Below are 16,645 nucleotides of genomic sequence, written 5' to 3'. Positions count from 1 at the left end.
ATTCCCTTTGGTCCCGGGGCCGGTGACGTGACCCACGTGACCTGGGCCACGTACGAATCACCTTAGGGGACAGGGCCCTTGCGGCAGGCGGGGAAGCGGGGCGCGGACGACACCGGCTACGAAAGACGGTAGTGAACGAGGGGGTTTGTCCGGGGTCGGAATGTCGGGTTAACAAGGGATCCGCGGCGAACACGTCGCATTGCTCTTGTCCGGCTATTTCCGCGAGGTAATTCCGAATGCGCATGCCCAAGATCTCGAACTCCGTCTTCCGCGGCCGTCGTACCGTCGTCACCGCCGGCGTGTGCGCCTCGCTGGCACTCGGTGCGGCAGGGACGGCCATGGCGCAGACGCAGGGCGAGAGCCTGCTGGGCCTCGGCGCGGCCGGGAGGCTGGCGGACGTGACCCGGGCGCAGGCCGACGTGCAGCAGCGCGCCGCCCAGGCCGTGAAGGCCGACCGCCACGCGAGCGCCGAGCTGCACTGGAAGCACCGGAACCACGTGGGGCAGTCCGCGAAGAGCGCCCCGCAGCAGCAGAGCCGCAGCAACAGCGGCTGGTCGGTGCCGGTCAAGAAGTACGCGCTGTCCGCGGGCTACATGCAGAACGGCGCCCGCTGGGCCCACAAGCACTCCGGCCAGGACTTCGCCGTGCCGATCGGCACCAACGTCCACGCCGTGAGCGCCGGCACCGTCGTCGAGGCCGGCTGGGGCGGCGCCTACGGCAACAACATCGTGATCCGCCACGCCAACGGCATGTACTCGCAGTACGGCCACCTGTCGAAGATGCAGGTGCGCGTCGGCCAGTACGTCGGCCAGGGCCAGCAGATCGCGCTGTCCGGCAACACCGGCAACAGCACCGGCCCCCACCTGCACTTCGAGATCCGCAAGACCCCCTACTACGGCTCGTCCGTGAACCCGCTGCCCTACCTGCGGTCTCACGGCGTGTCGGTCTGACCCCGGTAGGTCTGGGCGATCAACTCCTGGGCGACCTCGAGGACGGCGGCACGCTTGTCCTCGGGGTCGCCCTCGAGGTTCTGCATCGCGAACATCCCGGCGTGCATCGCGAAGACCGCGGTGATCGAGCGCACCTGGTCGGTCAGCGGCGCGTCCGGGTCCTTGAGCAGGGAGTGGACGGCGAGCAGCTTGGTCTTGAAGGTCTCGCCGATGCTGAGGTCGCGGACGGTGGCCTGGTTCTCCTGGATGAAGCGGAACAGCGGGCCGGCGCTCCACAGCGCGTCCGCGTAGCGCCGCAGCACCTCGCACTTGGTCTCCAGGGTGCGCGGCTGCTCGTTGGCCCAGGCGATCAGCTCGTCGACCGGTGAGGCCAGGTCCTCGACGATGCTGTTGAGGATGTCCTCCTTGGTCCTGAAGTGGTAGTACAACGCCGCTTTGGTCACGTCCAGGTGCTCGGCGATCTCGCGCAGGGACGTCTTCTCGTATCCCTGCTCGGCGAAGAGTTCCAGCGCGACGTCCTGGATGCGGCGTCGCGTATCACCTCTGCGTGCGTGGGGCGTTGCCATGGGCGAACTTTAACTTACTTGACGCCCGGCTAGTAAGCCGCATACTGTCAGGGTGCCCCAGGCAACTAGCCGGGCGGCAGGTAAGCAACCGAAGAGAAGCAAGAAACAAGTAGGGGAGCTTGTGATGGCGGAGACCGCCGAGACCCCGCAGCGCAGCGTGCGCGTGGTGTTGTTCGGGCTCATGATCGCGATGCTGCTCGCGATGCTGGACAACATGATCATCGGCACCGCGATGCCCACCATCGTGGGTGAGCTGGGCGGCCTGGAGCACCTGTCATGGGTGGTCACCGCGTACACGCTCGCCACCGCCGCATCGACGCCCGTCTGGGGCAAGCTCGGCGACCTGTACGGCCGCAAGGGCATCTTCATGTCGTCGATCGTGATCTTCCTGATCGGATCGGCGCTGTCCGGCATGGCGCAGGACATGGGCCAGCTGATCGCCTTCCGCGCCGTGCAGGGCCTGGGCGCCGGCGGTCTGATCGTCGGTGTGATGGCGATCATCGGTGACCTGATCCCGCCGCGGGAGCGCGGCAAGTACCAGGGCATGATGGCCGGCGTCATGGCGGTCGCGATGATCGGCGGCCCGCTCGTCGGCGGCTACATCACCGACAACTGGGGCTGGCGCTGGAGTTTCTACATCAACCTCCCGCTCGGGGTGGTCGCCCTCTTCATGATCTCGGCGGTGCTGCACCTGCCGAAGAAGCAGATCAAGACCAGCATCGACTACCTCGGCACGGTGCTGCTCACCGTCGGCATCACCTCGCTCGTCCTGCTCACCACCTGGGGCGGCAACCAGTACGAGTGGGGCTCGCCCCAGATCCTGGGTCTGCTGGTGCTCGGCGTGGCCGCGCTGGCCGGATTCCTCTACGTGGAGACCCGCGTCGCGGAGCCCGTCATCCCGCTGCACATCTTCCACAGCCGCAACTTCTCGCTGATCTCCGTGATCGGCTTCCTGGTCGGCTTCGTGATGTTCGGCGCGATGACCTTCCTGCCGCTGTTCCAGCAGATCGTGCAGGGCGCCTCCGCGACCAACTCCGGTCTGCTGCTGCTGCCGCTGCTGCTGTCGATGATGGTCGTCTCGCTCATAGCCGGCCGGGTCACCACCCAGACCGGCAAGTACAAGATCTTCCCGATCGTCGGCGGCGGCCTGATGACCGTCGGCCTCTACCTGCTGTCGACGATGGACACCGGCACCAGCCGCTTCGTCTCCGGCGTGTGGATGGCCGTGCTCGGCGCGGGCATGGGCTTCCTGATGCAGATCACGATGCTCATAGCGCAGAACAGCGTCGAGATGAAGGACATGGGCGTCGGCTCCTCGTCCTCCACCCTCTTCCGGACGATCGGCGGTTCCTTCGGCGTCGCCCTCTTCGGCGCGATCTTCACCCACCAGGTGCAGAACACCATGACGGACCGCCTCGGCGAGGCGGCCGCGGGAGCCGGCTCCGGTGCCGCCCAGATGGACCCGGCGGGGCTGGCCAAGCTGGCGCCGCCGGTGAAGGACGCCTACCTCCACGCCGTCGCGGGCGGCACGCACCACGTCTTCCTGTGGGGCGCCGTCGTCAGCGTCATCGGCTTCCTGCTGGCCTTCTTCGTCAAGGAGATCCCGCTGCGCTCGGCGCCCACCGCGCCCAGCACCGAGGAGGCGGTCGCCGCGGTCGAGGTGGTCTGAGCCGCCCGGCCCACCCCGCCACCCGCTGCCGATGCCCGCACGGGGTCGTTCTCCGACCCGCGTGCGGGCATCGTCCGTATGCGCGGGACCCGCCGCCTCGCCGCCCGGCTACTCCCGGGGCAGCAGCAGCCGGGCGACCGCCCCGCCCCCCTGCTCCGCGGGCACGTTGCGGAAGGTGAGCCGGGCGCCGAGGACGCGGGTCTGGCCGGTGGCGATCGTCAGTCCCAGGCCGTGGCCGCTGCCGGCCCGGTCGCTGCTGCCCGTGCGGAAGCGGCTCGGACCGTCGCGGAGCAGGTCTCCGGGGAAGCCCGGGCCGTGGTCGCGGACCTCCATGTACGGGCCGTCGACGATGACCTCGATGGGCGGCCGTCCGTGCCGCGCGGCGTTCGCCAGCAGGTTGCCGAGGACGCGCTCCAGCCGCCGGGGGTCGGTGCGGACGACGGCGTCGCCTCGGACGGTCACGGCCGCCTCGGGCGCCGCGGCCGCCACCCTGCGCCGTACGAAGTCGCCCAGCGCCACGTCCTGCAGGTCGGCCTGCTCGGCCGCGCCGTCCAGCCGGGCGACCTCCAGCACGTCCTCCACCAGCGTGCGCAACGCCTGCGCACGGTCCCTGACCAGCTCCGCGGGGCGCCCCGGCGGCAGCAGCTCGGCCGCGGTGACCAGCCCCGTCACCGGGGTGCGCAGCTCATGGGCGATGTCCGCGGTGACCCGGCGCTCCGCCTCCAGCCGGCCGGCCAGGACGTCCGCCATGGCGTCCACGGCCCGCGCCAGCTCGTCCGTCTCGTCGCGGACCCGGCCGCCGATCGCCTCGCGCACCCGCACGTTCGTCTCCCCGTCGGCCACCCGGCCCGCCGCCTCGGCCGCCTTGCGCAGCCGCCGGGACAACTGCCCGCCGATGAGCACGCCCAGCGCCGTGCCGCCCACCACGACCGCCGACGAGCCGATGACCAGGGCCTGGTCCAGGTCCTCCAGGACCGAGAAACGGTCGGTGAAGGTCGCCTTCAGCGACAGGATCTTGCCGTCCTTCAGCGGGGTCTCCGCCCACACCACGGGCGCGCCGCCGTCGTCGGAGACATAGGTGGCCCGCTTGCCCTCCCGGGCCAGCCGCTTCAGCGGCGCGGGCAGGTCGGGGTCGTCCAGCCGTGCGTTCATGGTCAGCCGGCCGGTGGACTCGTAGATCCGCTGGGCGAACTGCACCCGCTCGTTCTGCGCGTCCCGGGAGTTGTCGATCATGCTCGCCCGGGCCGCGTTGTGCACGACCAGGCTCAGCACCAGCGCGACCAGCGCCGACACCACGGCGATCGCCACGCAGACCTTCCAGCGCAGCCCGATCTTCGGCATCCGACGGCCCCTCCTCGCGGCGGGGTCCCCGGGGCGTGCGGTCACGGCGTCAGCCCCTGAGCTTGTAGCCGAAGCCGCGCACCGTCTCGATGCGCTCCTGTCCGATCTTCGCCCGCAGACGCTGCACATGGACGTCCACCACCCGGGTGTCGCCGCCCCAGTCGTAGTCCCAGACCCGCTCCAGCAGCCGGTCCCGGGACAGCACCGTCCCCGGTGCCGCCGAGAACTCCAGGAGCAGCCGCATCTCCGTGGGCGTCAGCGCGATCCGCTCACCGGCGCGCCGCACCTCCATCCCCTCCGGGTCCACCTCCAGGTCCCCGAAGGTCAGCACCCCCGCCCCGGCCGGGGGCTCGTCCACCGCGGCCACCCGGAAGCGCCGCAGCACCGCCCGCATGCGGGCGGTCAGCACGGCGCCGTCGAAAGGCTTGGTGACGTAGTCGTCGGCGCCCGCCTCCAGGCCCAGGACGACGTCGATCGCGTCGGCCCGCGCCGAGAGCATGATCACCGGCACCGTCGACTCGTCCCGGATGCGCCGGCACAGGCTCACCCCGTCCAGGCCCGGCACCATCACGTCCAGCAGCGCCAGGTCCGGCTGCCGGGCACGGAACGCCTCCAGCCCGGCCAGGCCGTCCGGCACGGCCGTCACCTCGAAGCCGTCCCGCTCCAGCGCCAGGGTGGTCGCCTCGCGGATGACGTCGTCGTCCTCGACGAACAGGACGTGCGTCTCAGCCATGCGAACCGCTCCCGGTGCCGTCGTCCGTCTCGTAGTCGCGGTGGGAGAAGGAGACCTCCTCGAAGCGGGTCCCGTTCCACCGGTACGTGGTCACGTCCTCGCCGGAGGGGTTGGAGACCGCGTCCTGCGGCTCGTACACCTGGTGGGTCACCTTCAGGGTGCCGTCGCCGATCTCGGCGAAGACGGGGGGCTGCTCGTCGGCGAAGACGTTGACGTATCCGCCGTCCACACGGCGGTAGACGTAGCTTCCGATGCCCACGCTGTCCGCGCAGGTCGAGACGTTGACCACCAGGTCCGTGGCGTCCTTCCCGGTCAGCCGGCCGGCGCGGCGGTCCACCGGGTACGGGTCCACCGAGGCACTCGGACGGGCCGGCACGCCCGCGGACGGCGCGGGGCAGGCCGCCAGGCTGTCCCGGATGTCCCGGGCCACCTTCGGGTCGCGCTTCACCAGGTGCACCACGTCCGCGGCGGCCTTGGCGTCCGCCGTCCGAGGGTCCGCCGACCGCCCGCTGCCCAGGGGGTGGGCGTCCGGGGCCGGCGGTGACGCCGAGGGGGACGCCGGGGCGGGGGAGGCGACCGCGGCGGTGCCCTCTTCGCGGACACCTCCGGCGTCGCGGCAGCCGGTCACGGCGACGAGCGCCCCGCACACCGCGACAGCGGCGGCAGCGGCTCCCACCGGGACTACGCTGCGGCGCACACGCCCTCCGTACCGCCCGTGGCGGGCACCACGGGCCTTCCGTATCCGTTGCTCTGCCGCTCCAGCTCGGCGCGCAGCCGCGCCAGCGCCCGGTGCAGCGTGCTCTTCACGGTACCCACCGACATGCCCAGCGCGTGCGCCGTCTCCTCCGTGCTGAGCTGCCGATAGTGGCGCAGCAGCACGACCTGGCGCTGCTTGGGGGCCAGCATGCCGAGCGCGTCCAGCAGCATCGCCCGGTCGGCCCGCTGCTCGGCGCCGTCGTCGACGGAGCCCTCCGGCAGCTCGGGGGTCGGCACCTCCTCCAGCCGGCGGGCGCGCCACCACTCGGTACGGGTGTTGATCATCACCCGGCGCATGTAGGCGTCCGCGAGGCTCTTGTCGGCGATGTCGCCCCAGCGCGGGTAGGTGCGCGCCAGCGCCGTCTGGACGAGGTCCTGGGCGTCGATCGGGTCCGGGACGAGCCGGCGCGCGCTGCGCAGCAGGGCCTCCTGCCGGTTCCGCACGTACTCCTCGAAGTCCATGACCTGGGCTGTCCCCTGGGCGATCGCCGCCATGGCGTCCCTCCGTCCGGCGTGCTCGATTACGACCAGCCCGACGCTACGGAGCGGATGTACGGCTTTGACGACCGCCGCCGCACAGCGGACCCACAGCCACCCATCGGTTGTGTAACGACGCGGCCGTCCGGTGGGCGCGGCACTCAGCCGGGCAGCCGGTACCTGCCGTCCTGGAGGGGCTCCACCAGACCGTCGGCGACCAGGCCGTCCAGCGCCCGGGCGCGCTGGACGGGCTCGTGCCACACGGCGTCCAGCGCCGCCTGCGGCACCGGCTCCGTGGCCTCCCGCAGCACGGCCAGCAGCCTGCCCCGGACCTGGCGGTCGGTGCCGGCGTACGTCTGGCCGCGGCGCGGCGGGCCGTCGTGCTCGGGGGAGCCGGCCAGCCGCCAGGCGCACTGCCCGGCGATCGGGCACCGCACGCACTCGGGGCCGCGGGCGGTGCAGATCAGGGCGCCCAGTTCCATGGTGGCCGCGGCCCAGCGGGCGGCGGTGGCCTCGTCGGCGGGGAGCATCCGGTGGGCGACCCGGCGCTCGGCGGCGGTCGTGGCGTTCGGCGGGTACTCCACACCCGTCACGGCACGCGCGAAGACCCGGCGCACATTGGTGTCCAGCACCGCGTGCCGCTGCCCGTACGCGAAGGAGGCCACCGCTGCGGCCGTGTACTCGCCGACCCCCGGCAGGGCCAGCAACTCCGCGTGGTCCGTGGGTACTTCGCCGCCGTGCAGCTGGGCGATCGCGGTCGCCGCGGCGTGCAGCCGCAGCGCCCGGCGCGGATAGCCCAGCCGGCCCCAGGCGCGCACCGCCTCCCCGGCGGGGTCCCCCGCGAGGGCCCCCGGCGTGGGCCAGCGCTCCAGCCACTGCCCGTACACCGGCAGGACCCGGCTGACCGGGGTCTGCTGCAGCATGAACTCGCTGACCATGACGCCCCAGGCGCCCGCCTCGGGACGGCGCCACGGCAGATCCCGGGCGTTGTCGTCGAACCAGTCGATCACGGGTGTGTGCAGCGGGTGGTGGTCGCGGTCGTCGTTCATAGCGCCTCCGATCCTACGTCCCCGGGGCCGCCGCGGCGGGCAGCGCGGACGGGCCGTGCGAACGGGCGGGGAGTTCCCGGAACGGAGGGGAGATCTGCTGATCAATCACACAAGTTGCCAGCGTGCCGCGCGTGCCTTGGTCCGATTCAAGGGAAACCGCATAAGGTTTGCGCGTGGGCTCTATGCGCAATCCCGTAGGACCTCTCCCGTCCTCCATCTACTGGCGGCGACGGGCGGTTGTGCTGCTCCTGCTCGCGCTGCTCACCGTCCTGGTCGTATGGGCCGTCAATTCCCGCGACGGCGGCGGGAACAGCGCCAACGGGCCGGACGGCCGCTCACCCGCGCCGTCCATCACCCCCGGTCCGTCCGCGAGCGGTCCGCTCAACAGCTCCCGCCCGGGCGGTTCGGTCGGTGGCGGCGGCGGTGACGACGGCGGTGACGCCTCGGACGGAGGCTCGGGCGACTCCGGTGCCACGGAGGGCAGTTCGCAGGGCGGCGACTCCGGTGCGGCCGACGGTGGCGCGGACCCCGGTGCGTCGGGCGCCGCGGGTACGGGTGGTTCGGGCGCCAGTGGCAGCGGCGGCGGGAACGGCGGCGGCGGTGCGCAGTTGCCCGCGGGCTCCTCGTTGCCGGACTGCGGATCCGGCGTCTCGCTGAGCGTGCGCAGCACCGACAACGCCTACGAGCCCGGCGAGCGGCCCCGGTTCACGCTGACCGTGACCAATCCCTCGGCCACCGCCTGCAAGCTGGACTTCGGCCCGGACTCGGCGGTCCTGTCCATCACCGACGTCAACGACCACCACGTGTGGGCCAGCGACGACTGCCCCAAGAGCCGGGCCCCGTACCTGCTGCAGGTACCGGCGGGCGGCTCGACCTCGTACGACGTCGAGTGGGACCGCCGGACGAGCTCCCCGCAGTGCGCCACGCCCAAGGGCGGGACGGCCCCTTACGGCACCTACCTGCTCGAAGTGAAGCTGCCCGGCCGCTCCGCGAAGCAGACGTCCTTCGTCCTGAAGAACGTCTAGGGACGCCGGGAACGCGCCGGGCGCCCGGGACGCCCAGGGCGTCCGGCGCGGGGCGGGTCCTCAGACGTAGCGCTCCAGGATCGAGGACTCCGCCAGGCGCGACAGGCCCTCGCGGACCGAGCGGGCCCGGGCCTCGCCGACACCGTCGACCGTCTGCAGGTCGTCCACGCTCGCGGCCAGCAGTTTCTGCAGCCCGCCGAAGTGCTCGACCAGCCGCTCCACGATCGTGTTCGGCAGCCGCGGCACCTTCGCCAGCAGCCGGTACCCGCGCGGCGACACCGCGGAGTCCAGCGCCTCCGGGGAACCCGCGTAGCCCAGCGCCCTTGCCACGGTGGGCAGTTCCAGCAGCTCACCCTGGGGCAGCGCGTCCAGCTCGGTGAGCGCCTCGGCGACCGTGCGGCTGCGCTTGGCGGTCGGCTCCGGCACGTAGTCGCGGACGACCAGCTCGCGTTCGGGCTCGACGCCGGCGATCAGCTCGTCCAGCTGCAGGGAGAGCAGCCGGCCGTCGGTGCCCAGCTCGACCACGTACTCCGCGATCTCCTTGGCGATCCGGCGTACCATCTCCAGGCGCTGCGCGACCGCTGTGACGTCCCGGACGGTGACCAGGTCCTCGATCTCCAGGGCGGAGAGCGTGCCCGCGACCTCGTCCAGGCGGAGCTTGTAGCGCTCCAGGGTGGCCAGCGCCTGGTTGGCGCGGGAGAGGATGGCCGCCGAGTCCTCCAGGACGCGGCGCTGCCCGCCCACGTACAGGGCGATCAGCCGCATCGACTGGCTGACGGACACCACCGGGAAGCCGGTCTGGATGGAGACCCGCTGCGCGGTGCGGTGGCGGGTGCCGGTCTCCTCGGTGGGGATCGACGCGTCCGGAACCAGCTGGACCCCGGCCCGCACGATCTTGGTGATGTCCCGGTCGAGGATGAGGGCCCCGTCGAGCTTGCACAGCTCGCGCAGCCTGGTGGCGCTGAACTCGACGTCCAGCACGAAACCGCCGGTGCACAGCGATTCGACGGTCTTGTCCATCCCCAGCACGATGAGGCCACCGGTGTTGCCGCGCAGAACCCGCTCGAGGCCGTCCCGAAGGCCGGTGCCGGGGGCCACGGCACTCAGGGAGGCGCGCATCAGGCCCTCACCGCCGGAGCCCTCGCGACTCCAGGCCTTGCCGGGAGCTGCCGCCCGGTCGTTGGCTGCCACTGCTCTCCTCCGGTCGTACGGATGCCCGGATGGGCGAGACCAGGGCAAAGTTTACCGTCGGAAGGGTCAGGGACGTGGGGCCCTCTTGGGCAGGACGCGCAGGGCGTCCCCTATGTCCGTCACCTCCGTCACCTTCATCCCCGCCGGGATCTTCCCCGGGTCCGGCGGCACGAGGGCGTGGGTGAAGCCCAGCCGGGCCGCCTCGGCGAGCCTGCGCTGCACCCCGGTGACCCGCCTGACCTCGCCCGCGAGGCCCACCTCACCCACCGCGACCAGGTTCTTCGGCAGCGGCGTGTCGATCGCCGCGCTGGCCAGGGCGAGCGCCACGGCCAGGTCGGCGGCCGGCTCGCCGAGCTTCACGCCGCCGACGGTCGCGGTGTAGATGTCCTGCTTGCCGATCGACCGGATCCGGCCGCGCTGCTCCAGCACCGCCAGCATCATCGACACCCGGGAGGTCTCCAGACCGGAGGTCGTACGGCGCGGGGAGGGGATCTGGGTGTCGACGGTCAGCGCCTGCACCTCGGCGACCAGCGGGCGCTTGCCCTCCAGGGTGACGGTCAGGCACGTGCCGGGGACCGGCTCGTCGCGCCGCGTCAGGAAGAGCCCGGACGGGTCGGCCAGGCCCGTGATGCCCTCGTCGTGCAACTCGAAGCAGCCGACCTCGTCGGTGGCGCCGTAGCGGTTCTTGATGCCCCGGATCAGGCGGAGCCGGGCGTGCCGGTCGCCCTCGAAGGACAGCACCACGTCCACCAGGTGCTCCAGGAGGCGGGGACCCGCGATCGCGCCGTCCTTGGTGACGTGGCCGACCAGCAGCGTGGACATGCCGCGCTGCTTCGAGGCGCGGATCAGGGCGCCCGCGACCTCGCGCACCTGGGCCATGCCGCCGGGGGCGCCGTCGATCTCCGGGGAGGCGACCGTCTGCACCGAATCCAGGATCAGCAGGGACGGCTTGACGTCGTCGAGGTGGCCGAGCACGGCGGACAGGTCCGTCTCGGCGGCCAGGAAGAGGTGGTCGGAGAGCGCCCCGATGCGGTCGGCGCGCAGCCGGACCTGCGAGGCGGACTCCTCGCCCGTCACATACAGCGTGCGGGTCTGCGGGCCGGAGGCCTTCGCCGCCACGTCCAGCAGGAGGGTCGACTTGCCCACGCCGGGCTCGCCGGCGAGCAGCACCACGGCCCCGGGCACCAGCCCACCGCCCAGGACCCGGTCCAGCTCCGGCACGCCCGTGCCGCGCGCGGTGGCCTGCCGTCCGTCCACCTGGCCGATCGGCATCGCGGGCGAGGTCACCCGGCCCGGCGCGGTCGTCCGCACCGGCGCGGCGGCGCCGTACTCCTCGACCGTCCCCCACGCCTGGCACTCGCCGCAGCGGCCGAGCCACTTGACCGTCGTCCAGCCGCACTCGGTGCAGCGGTACGACGGGCGGTCCTTGGAAGCGGGGCGGGTACGGGCAGCCATGTGCCGCACGCTATCGGGTGCCACCGACAACGCGGCACCGCCCGGGGCGCGGGCGCCTGCCGTCCGCTCCGGAAAAGGCTCGTGCACCTGGCCGGAGGGGTCACCCGACAGGGTGAGCGTCGTGTGCTCTTTCGGGCGGGATCACCACCCATTTGGATTAAAGCCCGCCGTGATGCCTGAGGGCGTACGGGTCGTGGTCCTACCGTCACGGAGTGATGAGCAGCAGGTCTGACACACCCTCCCAGACAACCGGCGCGCACCGCCGACACCGCGCGCCGGTCCAGCGTGGCCGCGCCGCGCCGGGGACCAGCGGGTCCCCGGCGCGGCGGCGGCCACGCCCGCAGGGGACCCTGCCCGCGCAGCCGCCGGCCCACTACGAGCCGTACCTGGACGGGCTGTTCACCTACTGCCTCTCCGTCCTGTGCGAGCACGACTCCGCCGCGGCCGCCCTCGGTGACGTGCTGGCCGTGGCCGAGCGCCAGCGCGCCCGGCTGCGCGACCCGGAGCTGCGAAGGCCCTGGCTGTACGCGCTCGCTCGCTGGGCGTGCCTGCGCACCCTGGCCGAGGGGCGGCCGGTGTCGGTGCAGGCCTCGGCGGACGTGGCCGCCCGCAGGCGCGGCGAACTGGCGGCGCTGGCCTGGCCCGAGGCGGCCGGCACCACGCCCGAGCAGCGCGAGGCGCTGGAACTCGCCGTCCGGCACCAGCTGGCGCCGCACGAGGTGGCCCTGGTCGTCGGCCGGGAGCCGGACACGACGCGGGCGCTGCTCGCGCAGGCCGCCTGCGAGGTGGAGCGCACCCGCGCGGCGCTCGCCGTGGTCGAGCTCGGCAACTGCGCGGCCGTCGCCCGCCTCGCCGGCGACTCCCGGGTGCTGCTGGGCTCGGCGCTCCGCCGCGAGCTGGTGACCCATGTCGACGTCTGCCCGCACTGCCGGGTCACGGCCGAGCGCGCCGTGGCGACCGGCCCCTGGCCGGGCCTGGCCACCACCGCCGCCACGGCCGTCCTGTCGACGGTCGAGGCGCCCCGCTCGGCCGCGTACGCCGCGCTGCTGCACGCCATGCGGGGCGGCGTCGGACGCACCCGCCAGGGCAGCCCGCGCTTCGACCGGCACGGCTTCCCGATGGACCTGAAGGAGCGGATGGCGCGGCGGGCCCGGATGCGGCACCGCGCGGTGACCTCCACGGTGGTCGCGGCCGTCGTCGCGGCGCCGGTGCTGGCGCTGTGGGCGGCGTACCACGGCGCGCCGCTGGCCCCCGAGCACAAGGGGGAAGGTTCCCTCAGCGCCGGCGAGGACCTCGACGGCGTCCAGTACGAGAAGGCCGGTGTCGCGGGCGCGGCCGACGCGCGTGGGCGTTCCAACCGCGGCGGCCAGGGCCGTCTGTCGGTCTCCGTCGCCTCCGCCGCCCCCTCGGCGTCGGCCCCCGCCTCCGCCGCGGCCGGTGCCCGCGGCTCCGCCTCGCCGTCCGGCGCCTCCGCGGACGCCGAAGACCCCTCGGCGCCCCGCACGGGCCGGCTGCTCGTGGAGGCCCGCTCGCGCGGTCACGTGACCGTCGTCACCCTCACCGCCGAGGGCGCCGCGCCGGTCCGCTGGAGGGCGGCCACCTCCGAGCCGTGGCTGCGGCTCAGCCGCAGCCACGGCAGGCTGCGCCCCGGGGAGAGCGTGACGCTGACGGTCTCCGTGGACCGCTCGCGGGAGCCCGTGGGGCCCTGGGCGGCACGGATCTGGTTCGACCCGTCGGGCGCGGTGGTCACGATCGAGGGGAGGGGGAGGCAGCAGTCGCCCTCCCCCGACCCCTCGCCGACCCCGTCCGCCCCCGACCCGTCACCGAGCGACCCGCCGAGCCAGAGCCCCTCGGCTTCCCCGTCCTCCGTCGAGGGCGAGGACTAGCCAGGCCGGCTCAGGCGTCCTCGCCCCGATCGCGCGCGTCCGCCGCCGGATCCGCGGGGTGCGGCGCCATCGGCAGCAGCGAGGCGAGCCGCTGCTCGCACAGCTCGACGAGCCGGGCGTAGCCCCGTGGCCCCATCAGCTCCGTGAGTTCCGCCCGGTACGAGACGTAGACCGGTTCGCCCGCGCCGTGCGCGGACCGCGCCCCCGTGCACCACCAGTGCAGGTCGTGCCCGCCGGGGCCCCAGCCGCGCCGGTCGTACTCGCCGATCGAGATCATCAGCACCCGCGTGTCGTCGGGGCGGTCCACCCAGTCGTACGTCCGCCGGATCGGCAGCTGCCAGCACACGTCCGGTTTGGTCTCCAGCGGCTCGCGGCCCTCCCGGAGCGCCAGCGTGTGCAGCGCGCAGCCGGAGCCCGCGGGGAAGCCGGGGCGGTTGAGGAAGATGCAGGCCCCCTGGTGCCGCCGGGTCTGCCGGTCGCCGTCCTCGTTGACCTCGGTCCAGCCGTCCTCCTCGCCGACCGCGTGGAACTGCCACAGCTCGGGGGTGAGCCGTTCCACGTTGCCCGCGACGCGCTTCTCGTCGTCGTCGTCCGAGAAGTGCGCGCCCAGGGTGCAGCACCCGTCGCTCGCCCGGCCCGCCTCGATGCCCTCGCAGCCGCGGCCGAAGACGCAGTTCCACCGTGAGGTGAGCCACGTCAGGTCGCACCGGAAGACCTGTTCCTCGTCGGCCGGATCGGGGAACTCGACCCATGCGCGCGGGAAGTCGAGCCCGACCTCGTCCGACACGTCCGGGTGATGCTGCCGCTTCGTCGCCTTTTTCACCTTCGCCACGATGTCAGGGTAAGCATGTGAAGCTTCTCGAGTGGTCACCCGCGCAGGTGCCCATACCCCGCATGTCCCCGGTCCGAGCCCGCCGCAGTAGCGTTCCGGGCATGAGACTCGGTGTCCTCGACGTGGGTTCGAATACCGTCCACCTTCTGGTCATGGACGCGCACCCGGGCGCGCGCCCGCTCCCCGCCTACTCCCACAAGGCGGAGCTGCGGCTGGCGGAGCTGCTCGACGAGGACGGCGCGATCCGCGAGGACGGCGTGCGGCGGCTGGTCGCCCAGGTCGCCGAGGCCCTGGTCGTCGCCGAGGACAAGGGAGTCGAGGACGTCCTGCCCTTCGCCACCAGCGCGGTGCGCGAGGCGGCCAACGGCGAGCAGGTGCTCGCCCGGGTCGCCGCGGAGACCGGGGTCAACCTGACCGTGCTGTCCGGGGGGGACGAGGCGCGGCTCACCTTCCTCGCAGCCCGCCGCTGGTTCGGCTGGTCCTCCGGCCGGCTGCTCATGCTGGACATCGGCGGCGGCTCCCTGGAGATCGCGTACGGCATGGACGAGGACCCGGACGCCGCGGTCTCCCTGCCGCTCGGCGCCGGCCGGCTCACCAGCGGCTGGCTCCCCGGCGACCCGCCCACCGCCGACGACGTGCGCGGGCTGCGCAAGCACGTACGGGCCGAGATCGCCCGCACCGTCGCCGAGTTCAGCCGGCTCGGCGCGCCCGACCACGTGGTGGGCACCTCCAAGACCTTCAAGCAGCTGGCCCGGATCGCGGGCGCGGCCCGCTCCGCCGACGGCCTGTACGTGCAGCGCACGCTCACCCGCAAGACGCTGGAGGAGTGGGTGCCGCGGCTGGCCGCCATGACCGAGGGCGCCCGCCGGGAGCTCCCGGGCGTGTCGGAGGGCCGGGCCCGCCAGCTGCTGGCCGGGGCGCTGGTCGCGGACGCGGCGATGGACCTGTTCGGGGTCACCGAACTGGAGGTCTGCCCGTGGGCGCTGCGCGAGGGCGTCATCCTGCGCCGCCTCGACCTGATGACGAGCGACCGGGGCTGAGGGCGGCGCACACGGCGCGCCGGCCGTGCGGCCGTCGCGCCCCCGCGTGTCGATCGCGTCACGTCGGCCGGGTGCGATGTGCCGCTCGGCCGACCGGCCGCCGTACGCTGTTCCCCGTGGCAGCCCCTGACCCTGTGGACCCGAACGGACACACCGTGCGCGTACCGGACGCGAAGGTCGCGCTGTCCACGGCCTCGGTGTACCCCGAGTCCACGGCGACGGCCTTCGAGATCGCGGCCCGGCTGGGGTACGACGGCGTCGAGGTGATGGTGTGGACCGACCCGGTCAGCCAGGACATCGAGGCGCTGCGCCGCCTGTCGGACTACCACGCCGTCCCGATCCTGGCGGTGCACGCGCCCTGCCTGCTGATCACCCAGCGGGTCTGGTCGACCGACCCGTGGGTGAAGCTGCAACGGGCCCAGGCGGCGGCGGAGAAGCTGGGCGCCTCGACCGTGGTCGTCCACCCGCCGTTCCGCTGGCAGCGCAGCTACGCGCGGGAGTTCGTCGCAGGCATCTGGCGGATGGCGAACGAGACCGACGTACGGTTCGCGGTCGAGAACATGTACCCGTGGCGCTACCGCGACCGGGAGATGCTCGCGTACGCCCCCGACTGGGACCCCACCACGGACGACTACCGGCACTTCACCATCGACCTGTCGCACACCGCCACGGCCAGGACCGAGACGCTGGAGATGCTCGACCGCATGGGCGACCGGCTCGGCCACGTCCACCTGGCCGACGGCAGCGGTTCCGGCAAGGACGAGCACCTCGTGCCCGGACGCGGCAAGCAGCCCTGCGCCGAGGTGCTGGAGGGCCTGGCCTCGCGCGGCTTCGACGGCCATGTGGTGATCGAGGTCAACACCCGGCGCGCGATGTCGGCCGCCGAGCGCGAGGCGGACCTCGCCGAGGCGCTGGCCTTCACCCGGCTGCACCTGGCCGCGGCCGCGCGGGTGCGCTGATGGCCCAGGAAGACGGCGGCACCGGCAGGCGCGGCCGCGGCCGCCCCGCCGGGAGCCGCTCGGGCACCCCCGAGACCCGCGACCGGATCCTCGCCGCGGCCCGCGAGGAGTTCTCCGCCCGCGGCTACGACAAGACCTCGATCCGCTCCATCGCCAAGTCCGCGGGCGTGGACTCCTCGCTGGTGCACCACTACTTCGGGGCCAAGGAGCAGATCTTCGCCGCCTCCATCGAGCTGAGCTTCGAGCCCGCCTTCGGCGTCCCCGACGTCCTCGCGGCCGGCCCCGAGGGCGTCGGCGAGCGGCTGGCCCGCTTCTTCGTCGCCATCTGGGAGAACCCGGTCTCCCGGGCCCCCATGCTGGCGATCCTCCGCTCCGCCGTGACCAACGACACCGCCGCGAGCGTGCTGCGCGGGATCGTCCTGCGGCGGCTGCTGGAACGGGTCGCGTCGGAGCTGAAGGTCCCCGAGCCCCGGCTCCGCGCGGAACTCGCGGGCGCCCAGATGATCGGCATCGCGATGATGCGCTACGTCATCAGGATCGAGCCGCTGGCGTCGGCGGACATGGAGGAGGTCGTCGCCCTCGTCGCGCCGACGCTCCAGCGCTACCTGACCGATCCGGGACCCGTCACGGGCTGAGCCGGCACCACGGCGAACGGGCCCACAATGGGGGGAGCACCCCGTCGCGGCCGGGCCCGGAGTGTCATCCACACCGTGGAC

The 16,645-nt window shown here is 73.2% G+C and carries 16 protein-coding genes; 7 read left to right on the top strand and 9 right to left on the bottom strand.

Annotated elements, in window-relative coordinates:
- Nucleotides 1-236 precede the first annotated feature (236 nt).
- A complete protein-coding gene (locus OIE69_RS18730; protein ID WP_326573022.1) occupies nucleotides 237-950 on the top strand; it encodes a M23 family metallopeptidase in 714 nt (237 codons plus the stop codon).
- Here OIE69_RS18730 and OIE69_RS18725 read toward each other — a convergent pair.
- Nucleotides 932-1,516, bottom strand: coding sequence for a TetR/AcrR family transcriptional regulator (locus OIE69_RS18725; RefSeq protein ID WP_326573021.1), 585 nt, complete (start codon nucleotides 1,514-1,516; stop codon nucleotides 932-934). The two genes, OIE69_RS18730 and OIE69_RS18725, sit on opposite strands and share 19 nt — an antisense overlap.
- 124 nt (nucleotides 1,517-1,640) lie before the next feature.
- Here OIE69_RS18725 and OIE69_RS18720 point away from each other — a divergent pair, with 124 nt between their 5' ends.
- Nucleotides 1,641-3,185: an MDR family MFS transporter gene (locus tag OIE69_RS18720; protein ID WP_326573020.1), complete on the top strand. Its 1,545-nt coding sequence runs from the start codon at nucleotides 1,641-1,643 to the stop codon at nucleotides 3,183-3,185.
- A gap of 108 nt (nucleotides 3,186-3,293) precedes the next feature.
- Here OIE69_RS18720 and OIE69_RS18715 read toward each other — a convergent pair whose 3' ends face one another.
- The 5 genes from OIE69_RS18715 to OIE69_RS18695 form a co-directional block, all read right to left on the bottom strand.
- Nucleotides 3,294-4,526: a HAMP domain-containing sensor histidine kinase gene (locus OIE69_RS18715; protein ID WP_326573019.1), complete on the bottom strand. Its 1,233-nt coding sequence runs from the start codon at nucleotides 4,524-4,526 to the stop codon at nucleotides 3,294-3,296.
- Nucleotides 4,527-4,575: 49 nt separating this feature from the next.
- Nucleotides 4,576-5,259, bottom strand: coding sequence for a two-component system response regulator CseB (cseB, locus tag OIE69_RS18710; RefSeq protein WP_326573018.1), 684 nt, complete (start codon nucleotides 5,257-5,259; stop codon nucleotides 4,576-4,578).
- Nucleotides 5,252-5,935, bottom strand: a complete 684-nt coding sequence (locus OIE69_RS18705; RefSeq protein WP_326573017.1) for a hypothetical protein — start codon at nucleotides 5,933-5,935, stop codon at nucleotides 5,252-5,254. Before OIE69_RS18705 ends, cseB begins: the two co-directional genes overlap by 8 nt.
- Before the next feature lie 5 nt (nucleotides 5,936-5,940).
- Entirely contained in the window at nucleotides 5,941-6,510 is a 570-nt protein-coding gene (locus OIE69_RS18700) for a SigE family RNA polymerase sigma factor (protein WP_392567528.1), read from the bottom strand.
- A 143-nt stretch (nucleotides 6,511-6,653) separates the two neighbouring features.
- Complete coding sequence (locus OIE69_RS18695) at nucleotides 6,654-7,541, bottom strand: HhH-GPD family protein (protein WP_326573016.1); 888 nt, start codon at nucleotides 7,539-7,541, stop codon at nucleotides 6,654-6,656.
- Between the two features lie 182 nt (nucleotides 7,542-7,723).
- Between OIE69_RS18695 and OIE69_RS18690 the strand changes: the two genes are divergently transcribed.
- On the top strand, nucleotides 7,724-8,566 hold the full coding sequence (locus tag OIE69_RS18690; protein WP_326573015.1) for a hypothetical protein: 843 nt from the start codon (nucleotides 7,724-7,726) through the stop codon (nucleotides 8,564-8,566).
- 60 nt (nucleotides 8,567-8,626) lie between these two features.
- Here OIE69_RS18690 and disA read toward each other — a convergent pair whose 3' ends face one another.
- Both disA and radA read right to left on the bottom strand, forming a co-directional pair.
- Entirely contained in the window at nucleotides 8,627-9,757 is a 1,131-nt protein-coding gene (disA, locus tag OIE69_RS18685; RefSeq protein WP_018559543.1) for a DNA integrity scanning diadenylate cyclase DisA, read from the bottom strand.
- A 66-nt stretch (nucleotides 9,758-9,823) separates the two neighbouring features.
- Entirely contained in the window at nucleotides 9,824-11,212 is a 1,389-nt protein-coding gene (gene radA / locus OIE69_RS18680; RefSeq protein WP_326573014.1) for a DNA repair protein RadA, read from the bottom strand.
- Between the two features lie 215 nt (nucleotides 11,213-11,427).
- Between radA and OIE69_RS18675 the strand changes: the two genes are divergently transcribed.
- On the top strand, nucleotides 11,428-13,098 hold the full coding sequence (locus tag OIE69_RS18675) for a BACON domain-containing protein (protein ID WP_326573013.1): 1,671 nt from the start codon (nucleotides 11,428-11,430) through the stop codon (nucleotides 13,096-13,098).
- 10 nt (nucleotides 13,099-13,108) lie between these two features.
- Here OIE69_RS18675 and OIE69_RS18670 read toward each other — a convergent pair whose 3' ends face one another.
- Complete coding sequence (locus tag OIE69_RS18670) at nucleotides 13,109-13,930, bottom strand: hypothetical protein (protein WP_326573012.1); 822 nt, start codon at nucleotides 13,928-13,930, stop codon at nucleotides 13,109-13,111.
- Nucleotides 13,931-14,031: 101 nt separating this feature from the next.
- On the opposite strand from OIE69_RS18670, the gene OIE69_RS18665 reads away from it, so the two are divergent.
- The 3 genes from OIE69_RS18665 (at nucleotide 14,032) to OIE69_RS18655 (ending at nucleotide 16,564) form a co-directional block, all read left to right on the top strand.
- Entirely contained in the window at nucleotides 14,032-14,970 is a 939-nt protein-coding gene (locus OIE69_RS18665) for a Ppx/GppA phosphatase family protein (RefSeq protein ID WP_326573011.1), read from the top strand.
- A 155-nt stretch (nucleotides 14,971-15,125) separates the two neighbouring features.
- Entirely contained in the window at nucleotides 15,126-15,929 is an 804-nt protein-coding gene (locus OIE69_RS18660; protein ID WP_089227704.1) for a sugar phosphate isomerase/epimerase family protein, read from the top strand.
- The gene (locus tag OIE69_RS18655) at nucleotides 15,929-16,564 is read left to right on the top strand and encodes a TetR/AcrR family transcriptional regulator (protein ID WP_326573010.1); all 636 of its coding nucleotides are present in this window, start codon (nucleotides 15,929-15,931) and stop codon (nucleotides 16,562-16,564) included. The genes OIE69_RS18660 and OIE69_RS18655 overlap by 1 nt, the downstream gene beginning before the upstream one ends.
- The last annotated feature ends 81 nt before the right edge of the window (nucleotides 16,565-16,645 follow it).

The sequence above is a fragment of the Actinacidiphila glaucinigra genome, from assembly GCF_035918135.1.
GTDB classification, from domain to species: Bacteria; Actinomycetota; Actinomycetes; order Streptomycetales; family Streptomycetaceae; genus Actinacidiphila; species Actinacidiphila glaucinigra.
Note: the sequence above shows the minus strand (reverse complement) of the source record. Positions and strands in the feature narration are given on the sequence as shown.